The organism is Methanoculleus sp. (assembly GCF_020696975.1).
In the GTDB taxonomy this organism is placed as follows: domain Archaea; phylum Halobacteriota; class Methanomicrobia; order Methanomicrobiales; family Methanoculleaceae; genus Methanoculleus.
The window spans coordinates 63,487-80,210 of sequence record NZ_JAJGBK010000014.1 but is presented as its reverse complement, the minus strand read 5'-3'; the positions used below and the strand labels follow the sequence as shown (position 1 = coordinate 80,210).

Annotated in this window: 14 protein-coding genes; 10 read left to right on the top strand and 4 right to left on the bottom strand. The window is 64.4% G+C overall.

Translation table 11 applies throughout. The features are described 5' to 3' along the window. Position 1 precedes the first annotated feature (1 nt). Genes QZ650_RS03520 through QZ650_RS03510 form a run of 3 tightly spaced genes read left to right on the top strand, consistent with a single transcriptional unit; the run spans position 2 to position 1,916 of the window. The gene (locus QZ650_RS03520; protein ID WP_292517191.1) at positions 2-565 is read left to right on the top strand and encodes a DUF655 domain-containing protein; all 564 of its coding nucleotides are present in this window, start codon (positions 2-4) and stop codon (positions 563-565) included. Further along, positions 562-1,335 carry a 16S rRNA (adenine(1518)-N(6)/adenine(1519)-N(6))-dimethyltransferase RsmA gene (gene rsmA / locus QZ650_RS03515; protein WP_292517188.1) on the top strand — a complete coding sequence of 258 codons (774 nt, stop codon included), beginning with the start codon at positions 562-564 and terminating at the stop codon, positions 1,333-1,335. Before QZ650_RS03520 ends, rsmA begins: the two co-directional genes overlap by 4 nt. A 2-nt stretch (positions 1,336-1,337) precedes the next feature. Next, positions 1,338-1,916 carry a HemK2/MTQ2 family protein methyltransferase gene (locus QZ650_RS03510; protein WP_292517185.1) on the top strand — a complete coding sequence of 193 codons (579 nt, stop codon included), beginning with the start codon at positions 1,338-1,340 and terminating at the stop codon, positions 1,914-1,916. A 158-nt stretch (positions 1,917-2,074) separates the two neighbouring features. Here QZ650_RS03510 and QZ650_RS03505 read toward each other — a convergent pair whose 3' ends face one another. Then, the gene (locus QZ650_RS03505; protein ID WP_292517183.1) at positions 2,075-3,901 is read right to left on the bottom strand and encodes a hypothetical protein; all 1,827 of its coding nucleotides are present in this window, start codon (positions 3,899-3,901) and stop codon (positions 2,075-2,077) included. Positions 3,902-4,205: 304 nt separating this feature from the next. On the opposite strand from QZ650_RS03505, the gene QZ650_RS03500 reads away from it, so the two are divergent. Further along, complete coding sequence (locus QZ650_RS03500) at positions 4,206-5,579, top strand: MATE family efflux transporter (RefSeq protein WP_292517416.1); 1,374 nt, start codon at positions 4,206-4,208, stop codon at positions 5,577-5,579. A 136-nt stretch (positions 5,580-5,715) separates the two neighbouring features. Here QZ650_RS03500 and QZ650_RS03495 read toward each other — a convergent pair whose 3' ends face one another. Further along, the gene (locus QZ650_RS03495) at positions 5,716-5,913 is read right to left on the bottom strand and encodes a hypothetical protein (RefSeq protein ID WP_292517180.1); all 198 of its coding nucleotides are present in this window, start codon (positions 5,911-5,913) and stop codon (positions 5,716-5,718) included. A gap of 76 nt (positions 5,914-5,989) precedes the next feature. Between QZ650_RS03495 and QZ650_RS03490 the strand changes: the two genes are divergently transcribed. Then, entirely contained in the window at positions 5,990-6,859 is an 870-nt protein-coding gene (locus tag QZ650_RS03490) for a S16 family serine protease (protein ID WP_292517178.1), read from the top strand. A 120-nt stretch (positions 6,860-6,979) separates the two neighbouring features. Further along, positions 6,980-7,579 (top strand): hypothetical protein, encoded by a 600-nt coding sequence (locus tag QZ650_RS03485; RefSeq protein WP_292517175.1) that lies wholly within the window; start codon positions 6,980-6,982, stop codon positions 7,577-7,579. A 531-nt stretch (positions 7,580-8,110) separates the two neighbouring features. On the opposite strand, the gene mutL is transcribed toward QZ650_RS03485, so the two are convergent. Both mutL and mutS read right to left on the bottom strand, forming a co-directional pair. Continuing rightward, positions 8,111-9,865: a DNA mismatch repair endonuclease MutL gene (mutL, locus tag QZ650_RS03480; RefSeq protein WP_292517171.1), complete on the bottom strand. Its 1,755-nt coding sequence runs from the start codon at positions 9,863-9,865 to the stop codon at positions 8,111-8,113. Beyond that, complete coding sequence (gene mutS, locus QZ650_RS03475; protein WP_292517168.1) at positions 9,865-12,483, bottom strand: DNA mismatch repair protein MutS; 2,619 nt, start codon at positions 12,481-12,483, stop codon at positions 9,865-9,867. The genes mutL and mutS overlap by 1 nt, the downstream gene beginning before the upstream one ends. A gap of 146 nt (positions 12,484-12,629) precedes the next feature. On the opposite strand from mutS, the gene QZ650_RS03470 reads away from it, so the two are divergent. The 4 genes from QZ650_RS03470 (at position 12,630) to QZ650_RS03455 (ending at position 16,723) form a co-directional block, all read left to right on the top strand. After that, positions 12,630-13,883 (top strand): 3-isopropylmalate dehydratase large subunit, encoded by a 1,254-nt coding sequence (locus QZ650_RS03470; RefSeq protein WP_292517165.1) that lies wholly within the window; start codon positions 12,630-12,632, stop codon positions 13,881-13,883. Positions 13,884-13,886: 3 nt separating this feature from the next. Further along, complete coding sequence (locus QZ650_RS03465) at positions 13,887-14,378, top strand: 3-isopropylmalate dehydratase small subunit (protein WP_292517162.1); 492 nt, start codon at positions 13,887-13,889, stop codon at positions 14,376-14,378. Beyond that, entirely contained in the window at positions 14,363-15,484 is a 1,122-nt protein-coding gene (locus QZ650_RS03460; protein ID WP_292517159.1) for a 3-isopropylmalate dehydrogenase, read from the top strand. The genes QZ650_RS03465 and QZ650_RS03460 overlap by 16 nt, the downstream gene beginning before the upstream one ends. 72 nt (positions 15,485-15,556) lie before the next feature. Further along, positions 15,557-16,723: a nitrogenase component 1 gene (locus QZ650_RS03455; RefSeq protein WP_292517156.1), complete on the top strand. Its 1,167-nt coding sequence runs from the start codon at positions 15,557-15,559 to the stop codon at positions 16,721-16,723. Position 16,724 lies beyond the last annotated feature (1 nt).

Sequence of the window (16,724 nt, the reverse complement as noted above, 5' to 3'; positions counted from 1 at the left end):
AATGAAGACCGAAAGGAAAGAGGAGAACGCGGTAGTCCTCGATGTTCTCCCCATGGGGTACGCGAGCGACCAGCGTCCGGCCTACAGGCGTGAACCGGTTGTCCAGGCCGTCGGCATGGACCAGTTCAAACTGCTCGAGCTCGTCCCGAAGGCTGGTGCGGATATCCAGCTCTACGACCGGGTCTACATCGGTGATGCGGAACGAAAGCAGATCGAGCGCGTCAAGCGGCGGATCAGCTACGAGGACCTGACGGCGACGGCGAAACTGGAACTGCCGTTTGTGGTCGAGCAGATCGTCCGCGAGAATGAGGCGCGGTTCGTCGACTTCTTCAACAAGTCCGTCCCAATCACGCCGAAGTTCCACATGCTGCACCTGCTTCCCGGCATCGGGAAGAAACTGATGTGGGAGGTGATCCAGCAGCGGGAGAAGAAGCCGTTCGAGACCTTCGCCGATATCTCCGCGCGGATTAAGTCGCTCCCTCACCCGGATAGGATGATCATCAACCGGATCCTGCACGAGATCGAGGATCCGGATGAGAAGTACCATATCTTCACATCGAAATGAGTGCTCCGCGGGACCAACATTTCCTCGTCGACCAGAGGGCCGTCGAGAAGATTGCCGGTTTTGTCGACGTTTCGGGCCGGAGGGTGCTCGAGATTGGACCCGGTGAAGGGGTCCTCACCCGCGCCCTCCTTGACCGCGGCGCGAACGTGATTGCGGTGGAGATCGATCCTGCTCTTGTGGAGGAACTCGAGATCACGTTTGCCGACGAGATCGCCGATGGTCGCCTTGAGATTGTTTTTGGTGACGCAAAGAAGGTGGACCTCCCGCCGTTCGATATCGTCGTCGCAAACCTCCCGTACTCTGTCTCTTCAAAGATCACGTTCCGGCTGCTTGAGATCGGGTTTGAGGTGGCCGTTCTGATGTACCAGAAGGAGTTTGCCCAGCGGATGATCGCGCCGCCGGGGACGTCGAACGTCGGCCGGCTCTCGGTGATGGTGCAGACCTACGCCTCCGTGAAACCCCTGCTGGATCTCTCCCCCTCCTCCTTCCGCCCGAAACCGCAGGTCCGCTCCTGGGTGGTCCGGCTCACCCCCCACGAGCCGCCGCACCCGATCGCTGACCGGCGGGTCTACGCCGGTGTGGTCCGGGTCCTCTTCTCCCACCGGCGTAAGACCGTCCGGAAGGGGCTCCGGAGCGGTAAGGACACTTTTCCACCGGAAACCCTCGAGCGGACGATCGCGGGTCTCCCCGACGACCTCCTGCAGCGGCGGCCCGAGGACCTGACGCTTGAGGAGTTCGCACTGATAGCAAACCGGATGAGCGGGTGCTGAGGGTGAGCGACCGCGGGGTCCCCGACCAGGTCTATCCCCCCGCCGAGGACTCCGCTCTCCTCCTCCGGGCGGCGCTCCGGGAGGTCCGCCCGACCGACCGGGTGCTCGAAGTCGGGACCGGGAGCGGGTACGTCGCGGCCGGGCTCATGGGCCGGGCGGCCAGGGTTCTCGCGACCGATATCAACCCCCATGCGGTGGCATGCGCCCGCGCCCGGGGCGTGGCGGCGGTCCGGACCGACCTTTTTGCGGGGCTCTCGGGCCCGTTCGACCTCATCCTCTTCAACCCCCCCTACCTTCCGACCCTCCCGGAGGAGCGGCTTGACGACTGGCTGGAGTATGCCCTCGACGGCGGGCCGACGGGGAGGGTCGTGATCGAACGGTTCATCGCGGATGTGGGGAGAGTGCTTGCGCCCTTCGGGAGGGTCCTCCTCCTCGTCTCGTCCCTGACCGGGGTTGACGAAGTCCGGGAGGTCTTCGCCCGTCATGGGTTCGTCTCGTTCATCGTCGACGAGCAGGCGATCGAGGGGGAGCGGCTCTACGTCCTCCGGGCGGCACGGGACCTCTGCCGGATGGGGGCGTGAGGCTCGCAGATTACGGTCTCGCGCATTGAGCACCGAAGGTGCGAGTCGCGAAGAACGCGAAGTCTGTAAAATGCCCTTCTCTCTTTTTGGACTCTGCGTGAGTGACGACCCGGCTCAGATGGCTTGATGCCCGGTAAAAAGAGCAATGGGTCCTCCCTTCACGCCGGAGAGGGCCGCTCGAACACTTCATCGAAGTCGAAGTGCGTGAAGTTCGCAAACGGTGCATCCAGGATTCCCGCTGCGAGGTCCTCTTTTGCCAGGGCGAACGCGCCCGCATCCGGGTACGCGATGAAGGTGTACTCGGTTGTGCCCTGGTACTCCTCCGAGACGGATGCCGCCTGCATGAGCGCGATCATCTCCGACGTGCCGATGGTCCGTCCCTCTTTCCGGTAGCTATCGAGGAGAGCGAGCAGGTTCCGGTAGCGGTAGTCGGTGGGCCTGACCTCAGTGTGGTAGCCGTCCACCCGCTCGACCGCAGGAGGATGGGCGCCCTGGTAGAGATAGAAGTTGTTTGTGATGAAGAGGCCGTCGGGGTCGTCGGGCTCGACGACACCCGGCCCGCGGGCCGCGCCGCCGTAGGAGTCCGTTTCGAACGCCGCCGGGACGCTTCCCGTGCCGTTCCTGTAGGGAGACGAGACCCCTGCGTTGTTCCCGCCGGTCCGGGTCCCGTTCGCCACCTGCCAGTATGCCCATGCCCCGGCAACGTCGCTCTGGTTTCTGAGCGTGTCCATGAAGAGGAAGTTGGTAGGCACGAGGTCGGTCGCGTTCCAGTCCGGGATCGACGGCGACGAGTGCGGCACGAGCACAAGGCCGTCCTCGTTCATGCCGTTGAACGTCCCGATGAACCCGGGCCAGTCTACCCCGACCGTGCGTTTCGCGCCCGGACCCGGGTCGGTAGCGATGATGAGCAGGCTGTTCACCGTGACCTTCCGCAGGTCGTTCTCCCCGTCCATGTTCTTGCCGTGGATCACCCCGCCGGCAAGTTCCTCGTTTGCCGTCAGGTTGCCCCAGGCGATCGCGCTCGTGCAGAGGTGCGGCGACACGCCGGCGTCACCCGTAGTGGCGAGGTCCATGCCGAGATCGCCCATCATGAGGCCGTAGAGTTTGTAGTAGAGCATGAAATCGTAGGTATTCTCGGCAAGGAGGTCGTAGCGGGTGACGTCCCGCGAAAGCGACGGGATATGGAGGTCCGTGCCGCTTGCAGCCATCCCGGCGAGCATGGCGTCGAGTTGGGCCATGTAGGTCGGGTTCGCCGGCGCCATGCGCTCCCGGATATGTGGGATGAAGAGGTCTTCGTACTCGGCGGGCGACTGCATGAATGATTCGATCAGGACGTAGTCGATCCAGTCCCGGATCTGCGGGGCGCAGAGGTAGCCATAGGCGTACGCGCGCTCCTCCGGTGTTCCCCGGAGCTGGAGAACATGGCAGCCATTCATGACGGTGAGCCTTCCTCCGCCGTTGCCGACGGTGACGTTCGTCTCCTCGTCGGGATAGGGTGTCGGGGCGACGAGGGTGATATCGATCCCGGTCGTGACGTTCCCCGGGGTAACGGCGACCCGGACGGGGGTGAGGTGGGACGGGGTGCGGTACCACCCGGTCGGGTCACGGTAGTCGAGGTGGTCGATCCGGCCGTTGTCGTCGGTGTCCGCCCAGGCGTAAACGGTGTAGTTCCCGGGGGCAAGCCCGGAGACGACGTACTCCCCCGGCTTATCGAGCGTGGCAAACCCGCTGACATACTGTGAGCGTTCGGGATGCCCCTCCGTTTCCATGACCCTGAGATCCGACGTGGTATACGCCGAGGCGTCGATCGCCGCGATGTAGATCGTTCCCCCTGCATAGTCTCCCGTGACCCTCCCGGAGATGGCATCCCCGCCGGCCGGGATGGCGGTGTTCGTGCAGCCCGCAACGGCGATGATGAGGATCAGTACGCCGACAATGCACGCCGGCCGATATACGCGCAAAAAGCGCTCAGGTACCTGAATCATTACTTCTGCATGTAACAGGATAGAATAAAACAGTTCTCAAACGTTCTTTTTGAATAGAAATTGCGTTAAGCGAATTAATGTTGATTATCGCTGCCCCCCGGCGTTTTTGGTAAAAATCAGGGATCCGGTGCCCTGCCTCCCGCCACTCCGCCCCCGGCCAAACGTTCATGTCGAGCGGGTGTTTCCGATACCCCGTATAGGCCCCGGAAAAGCACTATTATCTAAATTTACCGACTAAAATCCGGTGGATTATTTGGTCAATGTTTATTGTCTCTCACCTCAAATAATAAGTGACAACGTGACGATGAACTCTTCCAATAATCTCCTCACCGAAGGATCGGTCGGAAAAGGCCTCTGGGTTGTGGCTCTTCCGATCATCATCAGCAATTTTCTCGCGAGCATCCTGGAGGTGGTGGATATGTATTTCATCGGGAAACTCGGCGATGTCCCGATCGCCGGCGGAGCGATGAGCATATCCGTCATACTGGTGCTTACAACAGTTATCTTCGGGACCGTGACGGCAACGGCCGCGTTCGTCTCGCGAGCATACGGGTCAGAGCGGTTTGAGCGTATCCCGGTAATCCTCGCGCATTCGCTCTATCTGGCACTCGCCTTTTCAGCGATCCTTATGGTCATCGGCATCTTCTGGTCACAGGACCTCCTCCTGCTCCTTGGAGCGGAGAGCGAGGTCGCAGTGACGGGGGCACGCTTCCTCTCCCCGATGCTGATAGGGATGTTCGTCTTCGTCACGCTGATGATCCTGACGACCGTCTTCCAGAGTACGGGAGACTCCAGAACGCCGATGTTTGTCATGATCGCAGTGAATATCGTGAACATTATCCTGAACCCGACACTGATCACGGGTCTTGGCGGTTTCCCGGAACTGGGAATAGCCGGGTCCGCGTATGCGTCCCTTGCATCGCGTACGACCGGCGTGCTGCTTCTGATCGGGGCGATGTATCTGCCTTCCAGAAAGAACGGACCGGTCAGGTTCCCGAAGAAGTGGACGTTTGAACCGCGGCTGATCAAGGATATCGTGAAGATCATGATACCGTCAGCGGTGCAGAGCGGGGTCCGGAGTTTTGCGTTCCTGGGGATGACGGCGATCGTGGCACTCTACGGCACGGCGGCGGTGGCGGCATACGGTATCTGCCAGCGTCTGGATATGCTGGGCCTGATCTTCGTGATGGGGCTCTGCACGGGAGTCGCGGTGATGGTCGGGCAGAATCTTGGAGCAGGAAAAGTAGAGAGGGCGGAGAAAACAGTCAGGATCGCGATGATCGTGAATGCTTCGTTTATGGCGATGGTGGGTATCCTGTATCTGCTGCACGCGAAGTCTCTCCTGGCGATCTTCGGCGCGACAGGCGAGTCGCTTGCAAACGGCATCCTGTTCATGCAGATCATCCCGACGTCGTACTTCGTGATCGCTATGGCGATGACGATGGGATTTGCGATGAACGGTGCGGGGATGACGAGACCCGGCATGTACGCGGCGATCGCGGGGCAGCTGATCGTGCAGGTGGGCCTTGGTGCAGTCTTTGTGGCGATGGGCATGCCGTTACAGTTCATCTGGTTCGCGGTGGTCTGCGGCACCGTGGTGGTGTTCCTCTGCGACCTGTTCTTCTACAGGCAGGGAGCCTGGAAGACAAAGAAACTGAACCTCGGCGGGGAAAACTGATCCCGGGGTTCTTTGACAACCTTTTTTCGATTAACCCGGGAAGGGGTTTCTGGTCCCGCACTTCGCCGGGATGTCTGAGATATGATGCGCCTCGAGGTCAGGGCGGTCCGAAAATAGGATTGACGGGAGCCCCGGCCTACCGCCGCTCCGCCCCGGGACGGGCGAACGAGCGGTTGTCGGCGGCCGTCCGGTAGGGCACCCCATAGAACCGGCGGTAGAACCTGTCTGCTTCTTCCTCGACCCTGAAGGCGAAGAGGTCCGGGTGGAGGGCGTTTGCGATCGTCATCAGGCCGAGGACCCACCGGGGGCTCCCGAAATCCCAGGACGGGTGCATCGCATAGACCCGCCCCCCTTCAGGGGAGCCATATTCGGAAAGATATATATCCAAACGAATGGTATTCGGGCACCATATGCGCATACGGGGGAAGACTCTGACAATTCTGCTTCTTCTATCGCTGTTTGCAAATGTCTTCTTCCTGGCTGCCGTCCTCATGCCGGGAGAGGACCCCTCCCCGGCTCTCTCCAAACCGGAAGAGACCAGTCCCCTCCCGACGGCAACCATCTCCGCTCCCGTCCCGGAGAAGGCGGCCGAGGTCGGTACGGCCTCGATGCAGGCACCGGTTATCCTCCAGAGGGTCGAGGTCGAGCGCGGCCGGGGCCCGTTCGTCTACGAGGAGGTGGCCGAAGAGGGGACGATGGTGACCGTCTCGGTCGAGGTCGTGCCCGGGAGAGGGCGGGTGCTTGTTCAGACAACGCCCCTGATGGGGACGGTCTTCCAGGAGACCGCGAACCGGGCGGTCGTCTTTGCCGCCAACGACTCCCGCGTGGACCTTACGGAGAGCGACATCATCTTCAGCATCCAGGGGCCCGAGGAGGTCTCCGAGATCGACGGCCCGAGTGCCGGGGCGCTGATGGTCACGCTCCTCCTCTCGGTGCTGGAGGAGTTCGAACTCAACGAGAGTGTGACCGTGACGGGAACCATCGGTGAGGACGGGAGCATCGGCCCGGTCAGCGGGGTCCTCGAGAAGGCCGAGGCCGCCGCGGCGAGCGGGAAGACCCTCCTGGTCCTGCCGGAAGGAAACGACCGGGTGGTCACATACGGTGAGGATGTCCGGTCGATCGGCGGGCTGAGGATAGCGAGGCAGCAGCCGGAGATCGTCGACGCAAAAGAGTATATCGAGGAGCATCTCGGTATCCGGGTGGAGTACGCGGACTCCATTGACGACCTGCTTGTCGACGTCCGTGCTCCTGCCACGGTCCCCACGGCCACGCCCCTCTGACCCCGGGAACAGGTTCATTCTTGCCGGCCTGACCCGGTGCGGTTCGACGGCCCGGGGATCCCTGCCGGCACGGCGTAACTGAAGGTATTTATGGTCTCCTGAGCCACGTACCCGGAGCCTATGAATTCAAGACATCTGCTGATCACCGGGGTTCTCGTGGTCGCCGTGCTTGCCGTCCTCGCAGTACTGCTGCCGGGACTCTCCGCACCGCAGCCGCCCGGCCCGGGAGAGGGTGAGCCCGCTCCGGTCCCGACCTCGACCCCGGCACCCGTCCCGGGGAACGGCACCTACACCAATACCACCTACGGCTATGCCCTCACCTGCCCGGAGGGATGGTTCTACACCGAGTCCGGGGAGAGCGTATGGTTCTCCTCGCCGGTGAAGCACGAGGAGGTCCGGGTGAACGCAATCCCGCTCGCGAGCAAGAACTCCTCCGACGACGAGATCCTGCTGGCCCTGAACACGACCTATGCAGAGGATCTCAAAGCCGATATAGGGGCCGAATGGGTATCCACAGAGAGGATCTCCCTTGACGGCGTCCCGGGGTACGAGTCAACCTTCTCCGTCCCCATCGTCGAGGACGACCGGTACACCTTCGTCATCCGCTATGCCATCAGGGATGATACGCTGTATTCGGTCATGCACACGGTATTCCCCGCTGAGTACGACGTCTACAACGTTGATGCGGCCCCGGCGGCGGAGTCGTTCCGGTTCCTCTAACCCCTTTTTTCCTGCCCGCGGCCGGATGCAACTCCTCCTATCCCGCAGTCCTTGCCCGGTCGGGCATTCTTCTCTCTTCGATTCCCGGGTACACGCACGGCTCATGAGGGACAAAGGCGGTCTGCAAAAAAGGTGACGGGGTAACATAGATTGTTGAGAGGTATCCATCAGGTAGGGCGTTTCCCGGATGCCCCGTCACCTGACCTCCCCCGGCGGGATCCCGGGGTGCCCGCGGGGAGGATCGCTTCGGGAGAGAGATCGAAGCAGGGTTCGATGACCGGGTCGTTCGCACGGTCGTGATACAGTCCCCCTCTGCACTGAGTCTTCGTCAGAGGCGGATCTGCTGGAGTGTCACGCGGTTCATTCCTTTCGTCTGCGAGGAGTCCCCCCTGTGACATATAGCCATTCTAATCCCCGAAGAATAAATCCATTGTGATACGGGATTTGACCGATATCTCCTCAGGTTTTCCGGGTATTCCAGAAATGGGGATTTTTGGGCGCGATAAGGGTCCCCCGGGGAGGGTGGTCTTTCTACCCCCGCCGAAAGAGCCCGTCGAGTTTCCGTTTATCGAACGCCACGACCGTCGGCCTCCCGTGCGGGCATGTCCAGGGTGTCTTCGTCCGGGCGAGTTGCATGAGGAGGCGCTTTTGCTGGTCGGGGGTGAGGAGGGCGCCGGCCTTCACCGCACCCCGGCACGCGACGATGCAGGTGACCGCCTCACGCCGGTCGGGAGCGGTGCGGGCCTCCCCGGCGAGGACCTCATCGATCGTCTCCCGGACTCTCCCGGGGTCCTCGACGGCGCCGAGAGCGACCGGCACCGCCCGGACGGCGAAGGTGTCCCGGCCGAACTCCTCCACCAGGAACCCTTCGTCCGCGAGGAGGGGCACGGCGTCTCTGAGCGCGGCGGACTCCTTCGGGGGGAGAGAGAGGACGACGGGCATGATCAACTCCTGCGACCCGGCCGCCTTATCGCGCTGCTCCGCGACCTGGTCGTAGAGGACCCGTTCGTGGGCCGCGTGCTGGTCGACGAGGTAGAGGGTGCCGTCGGTCCCCTCCGCCACGATGTAGGTCGCGGCAACCTGCCCGATCGGCTCCATCGGGGGGAGGAGGTTCTCCTGCCCCTCCGTCTCCGTCCGGCGGAGTTGCCGATCAGAGCGGGCAAGACCGCGGTGCCCGACCGCGTAGGCCGCCTCGGGCTCGGCGGCCGCCGGGGCTGGATTCCGGGCGGGCTCTGAGGGCACGAGCGGCTGCTGGACCGGTTCCGCCGCCCCGTCACCGAGGAGGTCGTGCCCGGCAAGGGCCTCCTCGACGGCGGCCGCGATCGCCCCCGTGATCTCCCGCTCCCGGGAGAGACGGACCTCCCTCTTTGTCGGGTGGACGTTGACGTCCACAAGATCGGTCTCGATCGTAAGATCGATGAACGCCACCGGGTAGCGGTCCTTCGGGAGGAGGGTGCCGTAGCCCTCCCGGACGGCGGCGGCGATCCGGCGGGAGGAGATGCTTCTGCCGTTGATGCTCACGAAGACCTGCGAGGGGTTCCCCCGGCTCTCCGACGGTCGGGAGACGTAACCGCTTATGCGGATGAACGGGAGCCTTCCCTCGACCGGGACGAGCGCCCGGGCAAGGTCCGCGCCGTAGAGCCCGGCGATGGTGGCAAGAACCTCCCCGGACCGCTGGGTCGCCATCCGCTCTTTGCCGTTGTGCACCACCCGAAAGGCAATCTCGCGGTGCGCGAGGGCCAGGTTCTCCACAACGGCGTAGATGTGGGCGAGTTCGGTGTTCCTGCTTTTGAGGAACTTCCGGCGGGCGGGGGTGTTGTAGAAGAGACGCTCCACGACGATCGTCGTCCCCTCCGGCGCACCGACCTCGCTCTTCTCCACGACCTCGCCGCCCCTGACCACCACACGGGTCCCGGCGAGCGCCCCGGCGCCCCGCGGACGGGTGATCATCGTCACCTCCGCGACGGCGGCGATGCTCGCGAGCGCCTCCCCCCGGAACCCGAGGGTATGGATGGCCGAGAGATCGGCGATATCCCGGATCTTGCTCGTCGCGTGGGGGGAAAACGCGAGGACCGCCTCCTCCGGCGTCATCCCCTCGCCGTCGTCGGTCACCCGGATCTTCGTGACGGCGGCCATGTCCGATGTGACGTCGACGAGGATGCTCGTCGCACCCGCATCGATGGCGTTCTCAAGGAGTTCTTTTGCCACCGATGCCGGCCGCTCGACGACCTCGCCGGCGGCGATCTGGTTCACGGTATCGGGGTCGAGGACCCGGATCTTCGTCATTATCCGCTCCTCCCCCCGTTTGCCATCTTCCGGAGACGGCAGAGGGTGTTCAACGCCTCGATCGGGGTCATTTCGTCCGGGTTAAGGTCTTTGAGCTCCCTGACCGCGGGGTTCTCCTGGACGGCCCCCTCGCCGGGATCGACGAGGAGCATCTGGGTGTAGCGGGGAGCCCGCGGGCCGGCCGGGATCTCCCGCGCCGACGCCTCTTTTAAGAGTTCCATCGCCCGGTCGGTCACCTTCTTCGGGACCCCGGCAAGGTGCGCCACGTGGACGCCGTAACTCCTGTCGGTCGCGCCGGGGATGATCTTACGGAGGAAGACGACGTCCTCCCCCGTATCCCTCACGGCGAAATGGAAGTTCTTCACCCGCTTCTGGGCCCCCTCAAGGTCGATCAGGTCATGAAAGTGGGTCGCAAAGAGGGTCCGGGGACCGGCGGAGGCCTTCCCGTGCAGGAACTCCACCACCGCCCGGGCGATGGCGCACCCGTCCAGCGTGCTCGTCCCGCGCCCGATCTCGTCGAGGATGACGAGGCTTGCTGCGGTGGCGTTGTTCAAGATGTTTGCAAGTTCGAGCATCTCGACCATGAACGTCGACTGCCCCGAGGCAAGGTCGTCAAACGCCCCCACCCGGGTGAAGACCCGGTCGACGATCCCGACGGTGGCGTGGCGGGCCGGGACGAAACTTCCCATCTGCGCCATGATGCAGCAGAGCGCCACCGCCCGCATGTAGGTGGACTTGCCCGCCATGTTCGCCCCGGTGATGATCATGATCTGGTCGCCGGTGGAGTCAAGGTCCGTATCGTTCGGGACGAACGGGACCGGGAGGTGCCGCTCCACCACCGGGTGGCGGCCGTCCCGGATGACCACCCGGCCGCTCTCCTCGATCACGGGGCGGGTGTAGCCGTAGCGGGCGGCGACCTCCGCGAGGGCTGAGTAGACGTCGAGCAGCCCCACCGCCCGGGCGGTCGCCTGGAGCCCGGTGACCTCCGCCGCGAGCGTCCGGACGAGTTCGGCGTAGATCTCCGCTTCAAGCGCCCCGAGGCGTTCTTCGGCGGTCGCGATCATCGCCTCCTTCTCCCGGAGGTCGGGGATCGTGTAGCGCTCGCCGTTCGCGGTCGTCTGCCGGCGCTCGTACTCCGGCGGCACCAGGGAGAGGTTCGGTCTCGTCACCTCGATGTAGTACCCAAAGACCCGGTTGTAGCCGATCTTGAGTGACTTAATCCCGGTCCTCTCCCGCTCCTGCTGCTGGAACTCCGCGATCCAGTCCTTCCCGGTCGTCGCGAGGTGCCGGAGCTCGTCGAGTTTCTCGTTGAACCCCTCCCGGATCATCCCGCCGGACTTTGCGAGCGCCGGGGGCTCGTCCACGATCGCCCTGCCGACGAGGTCCGTGACCCGGGGATGGTCGTCCATCGCGTCGAGGGCCTCGCGGACGAGGGCGGGGAGATCGCCGGAGAAGAGCGCTTTAACGTCCGGGATGGATTCCAGCGACTCGCGGAGTGTCGCGAGATCCCGCGGCCCGGCGTTCCCGTAGGCGATCCTTCCCGCGATCCGCTCGATATCGGCAAAGTCGCCGAGGCTCGCGCGAAGCGCCTGCCGTTCCAGGGTGCGGTCGAGGAACCACGCCACGGCGTCGAGCCGATTCTCAATGGCGTCCTTCCTGACCAGGGGGCTGATCAGGAACGACCGCATCGTCCGGCTCCCCATCGATGTCTCCGTGACGTCGAGCGCGGCAAGCAGGGTGCTCCCGTCGCCAACGCCGCGGATGCCCGTCGTGATCTCGAGGTTCCGCAGCGTGATCGCGTCAAGCACCATCGTCCCCGACGGAACCCGGGTCGAAAGCCCCGTTATGTGGGGGAGGGCTGACTGCTGGGTCTCCTGGGCGTACCGGAGCGCCGCACCGGCCGCTGCGACTGCTCCCGGCATCTCTGCGCACCCGTAGCCGTCGAGCGTCGCCGTCCCGAACTGCTCGCAGAGGCGCTCGCAGGCCGCGTCGGTATCGAAGGCATCGTCATGATAGCGGCTCACTGTCATCCCGAGGGTCTCGAGCCGGCCGGGGAGCGCCCCGCTGAGGCTCTCCGGGACGATCGCCTCTGTTGGGCGGTACCTGACCGCCTCCGAGACGATATCGGCGTAGTCGCGCTCGCCGCTCCCGGAGGAGACGAAGAACTCCCCTGTCGAGACGTCCAGGAACGCGAGCCCGAAGGTCTCTTTTTGGTCGGGAGCGACCGCCATCAGGTAGTGGGCCCCGGCCGAGCCGAGCATCGAGGAGTCGATCAGGGTTCCCGGGGTGATCACCCGCGTGACCTCCCGTTTCACGACGCCTTTCGCGGTCTTCGGGTCCTCCACCTGGTCGCAGATCACCACCTTGTAGCCCTTGCCCACCAGGCGGGCGATGTAGCCGTCGGCGGCGTGGTGCGGGACGCCCGCGAGCGGCATCCGGTCGCCGTTCCTGTCCCTGCCCCGGGCCGTCAGGGTTATGTCGAGTTCCCGGGCTACCACGCCGGCGTCTTCCCCGAACGTCTCATAAAAGTCCCCCATCCGGAAGAAGAGGACGGCATCGGGGTACCGGGCCTTCACTGAGTAATACTGCCGCATTGCCGGGGTCGGTCCGTCGCTCATCGCTTCTCCTTATAGAATCCGCATAAAGTCACATAAGGGTACTGTCCCGCAAAAACGGCCGCGATGGGTCCGGATCTCCTGCACCACCCGGGCGGGTCCCGGCAAAATAGATACGTCCGGAGCGCGTACCAGGAACACGATACTTTATGCCGGCGACGATCGCAGAAAAAATATTCTCGCAAAAGTGCGGGAGATCCGTCCGCGCGGGCGATGTGGTGATGGCCCCGGTTGACGCGGCGATGATCCACGACATCACCGGCCCGCTCGCGGTCCGGGTCTTTCGCGAGATGGGTGGAGAGCGCGTGTATGATCCGGAGCGGATCATCATGCTCTTCGACCACCAGGTGCCCGCCGACTCAATACCCGCTGCCGAGAACCACGTCTTCATGCGGCAGTTTGCTGACGAGCAGGGGATCCACAACTACGACCTCCTTGAGGGCGTCTGCCACCAGGTCGTGATGGAGAAGGGGCGGGCGGCACCCGGCGAGATCGTCGTCGGGACCGACTCCCACACCTGCACCTACGGCGCGGCGGGAGCGTTTGCGACCGGCATCGGGTCGACCGATATGGGGTTCGTCTTAAAGTTCGGTGCGCTCTACTTCCGGGTGCCGGAGAGCATCCTCGTCGAAGTCGAGGGTGCGTTTAACCGGCGGGTCGGGGCAAAAGACCTCATCCTCTCGCTCGCCGGGGACATCGGCGCCGACGGCGCGACCTACATGGCGCTCGAGTTCACCGGGAAGGCCATGCATGATATGAATATGGCGGGCCGGATGACCTGCGCGAACATGGCGATAGAGATGGGAGCGAAGGCCGGGATCGTGACCCCCGACGCGGCCACCTGGGAGTATGTCACCGCCCGGCGCGATATCGAGCCGTTCGACCTTGCAGGCGACCCCGACGCGGAGTACCGGGAGCGCCGGCACTACGACGTCACCGGCCTCGCCCCGCAGGTCGCCGTCCCCCATAACGTCGACAACGTCGTGGACGTAACGAAGGTCGCCGGGACGAAGGTCGACCAGGTCTTCATCGGCTCCTGCACGAACGGGCGCTACGAGGACCTTGCCGAGGCGGCCGAGGTGATGGGGAACGCCGACCGCTTCGCGGACGGTGTAAGGGTGATCGTCATCCCCGCCTCGCGGACGGAGTACCTCAAGGCCCTCCGGGGCGGCCTGATCGAACGGTTCGTCGCGGCCGGAGCCCTTGTGGAAGCGCCCTGCTGCGGCCCCTGCATGGGCGGGGCGTTCGGCCTCCTCGCCCCCGGGGAGGTCTCGCTCTCGACGTCGAACCGGAACTTCCGAGGGAGGCAGGGGAGTGCGCAGGCGTCGGTCTACCTCTCCTCGCCGGCGACGGCGGCGGCAAGCGCCCTCTACGGTGAGATCACCGACCCGAGGGAGGTGTGAGTCATGCGAGTCTGGAAGTTCGGCAACGATATCGATACGGATGCAATCATACCGGGGAGGTTCCTCACCATTTACGACCCGGCGGAACTTGCAAAGCATGCGTTTGAGGGGACGCGCGATGCGTTTGCAAAGGAGGCGGGTGAGGGCGACATCGTCGTCGCCGGAACCAACTTCGGGTGCGGCTCCTCCCGCGAGCACGCGCCGCTCGCGCTCCTCGGCGCCGGAGTGAAGGTCGTGGTCGCGAAGTCCTTTGCCCGGATCTTCTACCGGAACGCCGTGAACACCGGGCTCCTGCCCCTGGTCTGCCCGGAGGCGGAGACGATCCGGGACGGCGAGACCGTCAGCGTGGATATCGCCGCCGGCTTCATCGAGGTCGACGGCCGGCGGCTCGCCGTCGAGCCGATACCCGGGTTCCTCAAAGAGATCGTGGATGCCGGCGGGCTTGTGGCCTACGCGAAAGACCTGGAGAGGGTGGAGACATGCAGCACAGAGTAGCCGCAATCGGCGGGGACGGTATCGGCCCCGAGATCGTGGCGGCAGGGAGAGAGGTCCTTGATGCCGCAGGAGAGCGCTACGGGTTCGATATCGCGTGGACGGAGTTCGATATCGGGGCGGAGCGCTACCTTAAAACCGGCGAACTCCTGACCGAGGAGGATATCCGGGAACTCTCGAAGTTCTCCGCGATCTACTTCGGAGCGATCGGCGACGACCGGGTGAAACCCGGGATTCTTGAAAAGGGTATCCTGCTTGCCATCCGGTTCCACTTCGACCAGTTCATCAACCTGCGGCCGATCAAACTCCTCGACGGGGTCGCGACGCCGCTTGCGAACAAGGGCCCGGAGGATATCGACTTCGTCGTCGTCCGGGAGAACACCGAGGACTTCTACGTCGGGATCGGTTCGCGCCTCACCGGGAAGCGCGAGAAAAAGACCCTCGAGGTCGTCCGCGACATCTACAACGTCAGGTTCGGCCTCGACGTCGAGACCGATGCCGAGGAACTCGCCTACCAGATCGGCGTCGTCACCCGGGCGGGTGCCGAGCGGGCGATCCGCTACGCCTTCGACCTCGCCGCAGCGAGGGAGAAGAAGGTCACGTCGGTTGACAAGGCAAACGTCCTCTCCGACGTCTACGGCCTCTGGCGTGATGTCTTCACCGATGTCGCCGCCGGCTACCCTGATGTTAAAACGGAGTTCAACTTCGTCGACGCCGTCACGATGTGGTTCGTCAAGAACCCCGAGTGGTTCGACGTCGTCGTCACGCCGAATATGTTCGGCGACATCATCACCGATCTCGGGGCCATGATCCAGGGCGGGCTCGGGCTTGCTCCCGGCGGGAACATCAACCCCTCCGGCACATCGATGTTTGAGCCGATCCACGGCTCCGCGCCGAAGTACCGCGGCCAGGATGTCGCAAACCCGCTCGCCACCGTCTGGGCGGGCTCGATGCTCCTCGACCACCTCGGCGAGCACGAGGCGGCGGCGGCGGTCCTCCGGGCGATCGAGCGGAGCATCCTTGATGGGTATGTGCCCCGGGATATGGGCGGGGCGAAGAAGACGAGCGAGGTCGGGCGCTACCTCGCGGGGCTCGTGAAGACGGTGTAGGGCCGTCACTCCCTCATTTTTCCCGAAATGACCGTCCTTTATATCTCCGCACCGCCATGATCTTTTAGACCGATGCAAAACGACCAGCGTACGCCGTGCGAGAACCCGCTCTGGCCCTGTGCAATGACCGGGGCGGTCGCCTGTCTTTCGGGGTTCGAGGACCTCGCCGTCGTCGTCCACGGTTCGAGCGGGTGCTACTTCTACCCCGCGTCGCTCGTCGGGGTCCCCATCCACGGGACGTTCCTCGTCGAGAGCGAGGTCATCTTCGGGACGGAGCCCCGTCTCGCGGAGGTGATCCGGGAACTCGACGGCCGATACTCCCGGATAGCCGTTGTCAACACCTGCGTGCCGGCGATCATGGGTGAGGACCTCGCCGGTCTTGCCCGTGACGGGCAGGTCCTCTTCGTCGACAGCCCGGGGTTCCTCGGCGACCTTGAGGCCGGCTACCGCCGGGCGCTCGATACGATCGCGCCGGAGGTGGACACTGGCACTCCCGGCGTCAACATCGACGGCGTCTGCCGGACCGACCCCTTCTGCCGGGGAAACGCCATCGAGGCGCGGCGCCTTCTCAGCCTCGCCGGCGCCCCGGTCGCCACCACCTTCTGCCTGGACCGGTACGATGCGGTCCACCGGGCGGCGCCCTTCACGGTCGGGACAAACCCGGACCTTGCAAGCGGCGTCGGGACGTGGTGCGGCTCGCTCCTCGGGCTTGACGCCGTCGGCGAGACCTTCGAGAGGCTTTCAGCCGCAATCGACGGCGTCGATTCCCGGCCGGTTGCAGAGGAGATTGCGTGGGCTGACGCCCGGATACGGAAGGCCTGCGGGAAGTACCTCAAGAGGTTCGACCCCCCGCGGGTGGTGATCGCCGCATCGAACGCGTATGCCGCGTTTGCCGGCGATCTCCTCGACCGCTACCTCGGGGCCGATATCGCCTGCGTCGCGGCCCGGAATGCTCCGGGCGGATGCAGCGGCGACGCCACCTCATCGACCGACTTCTCGGCCATCCGGGAGATGATCCGTGACGCCGAGCCGGACCTGGTCATCGGGTCATCCTACGAGCGGACGGTCGCTCCCGGCGCAGCGTTCGTCGGGCTGACGTCGCCGCTCCGGGGCAGGGTCCTCCTCTCCTCCCGCGCGGTTGCCGGGGTTGAAGGGGCGCTTCAATTGATGGACGACGTGCTCAACGCCTGCGCAAACCGGAACCGGCGCCCGGAGAGCGAGAACGCGGACCTCTTCTAAG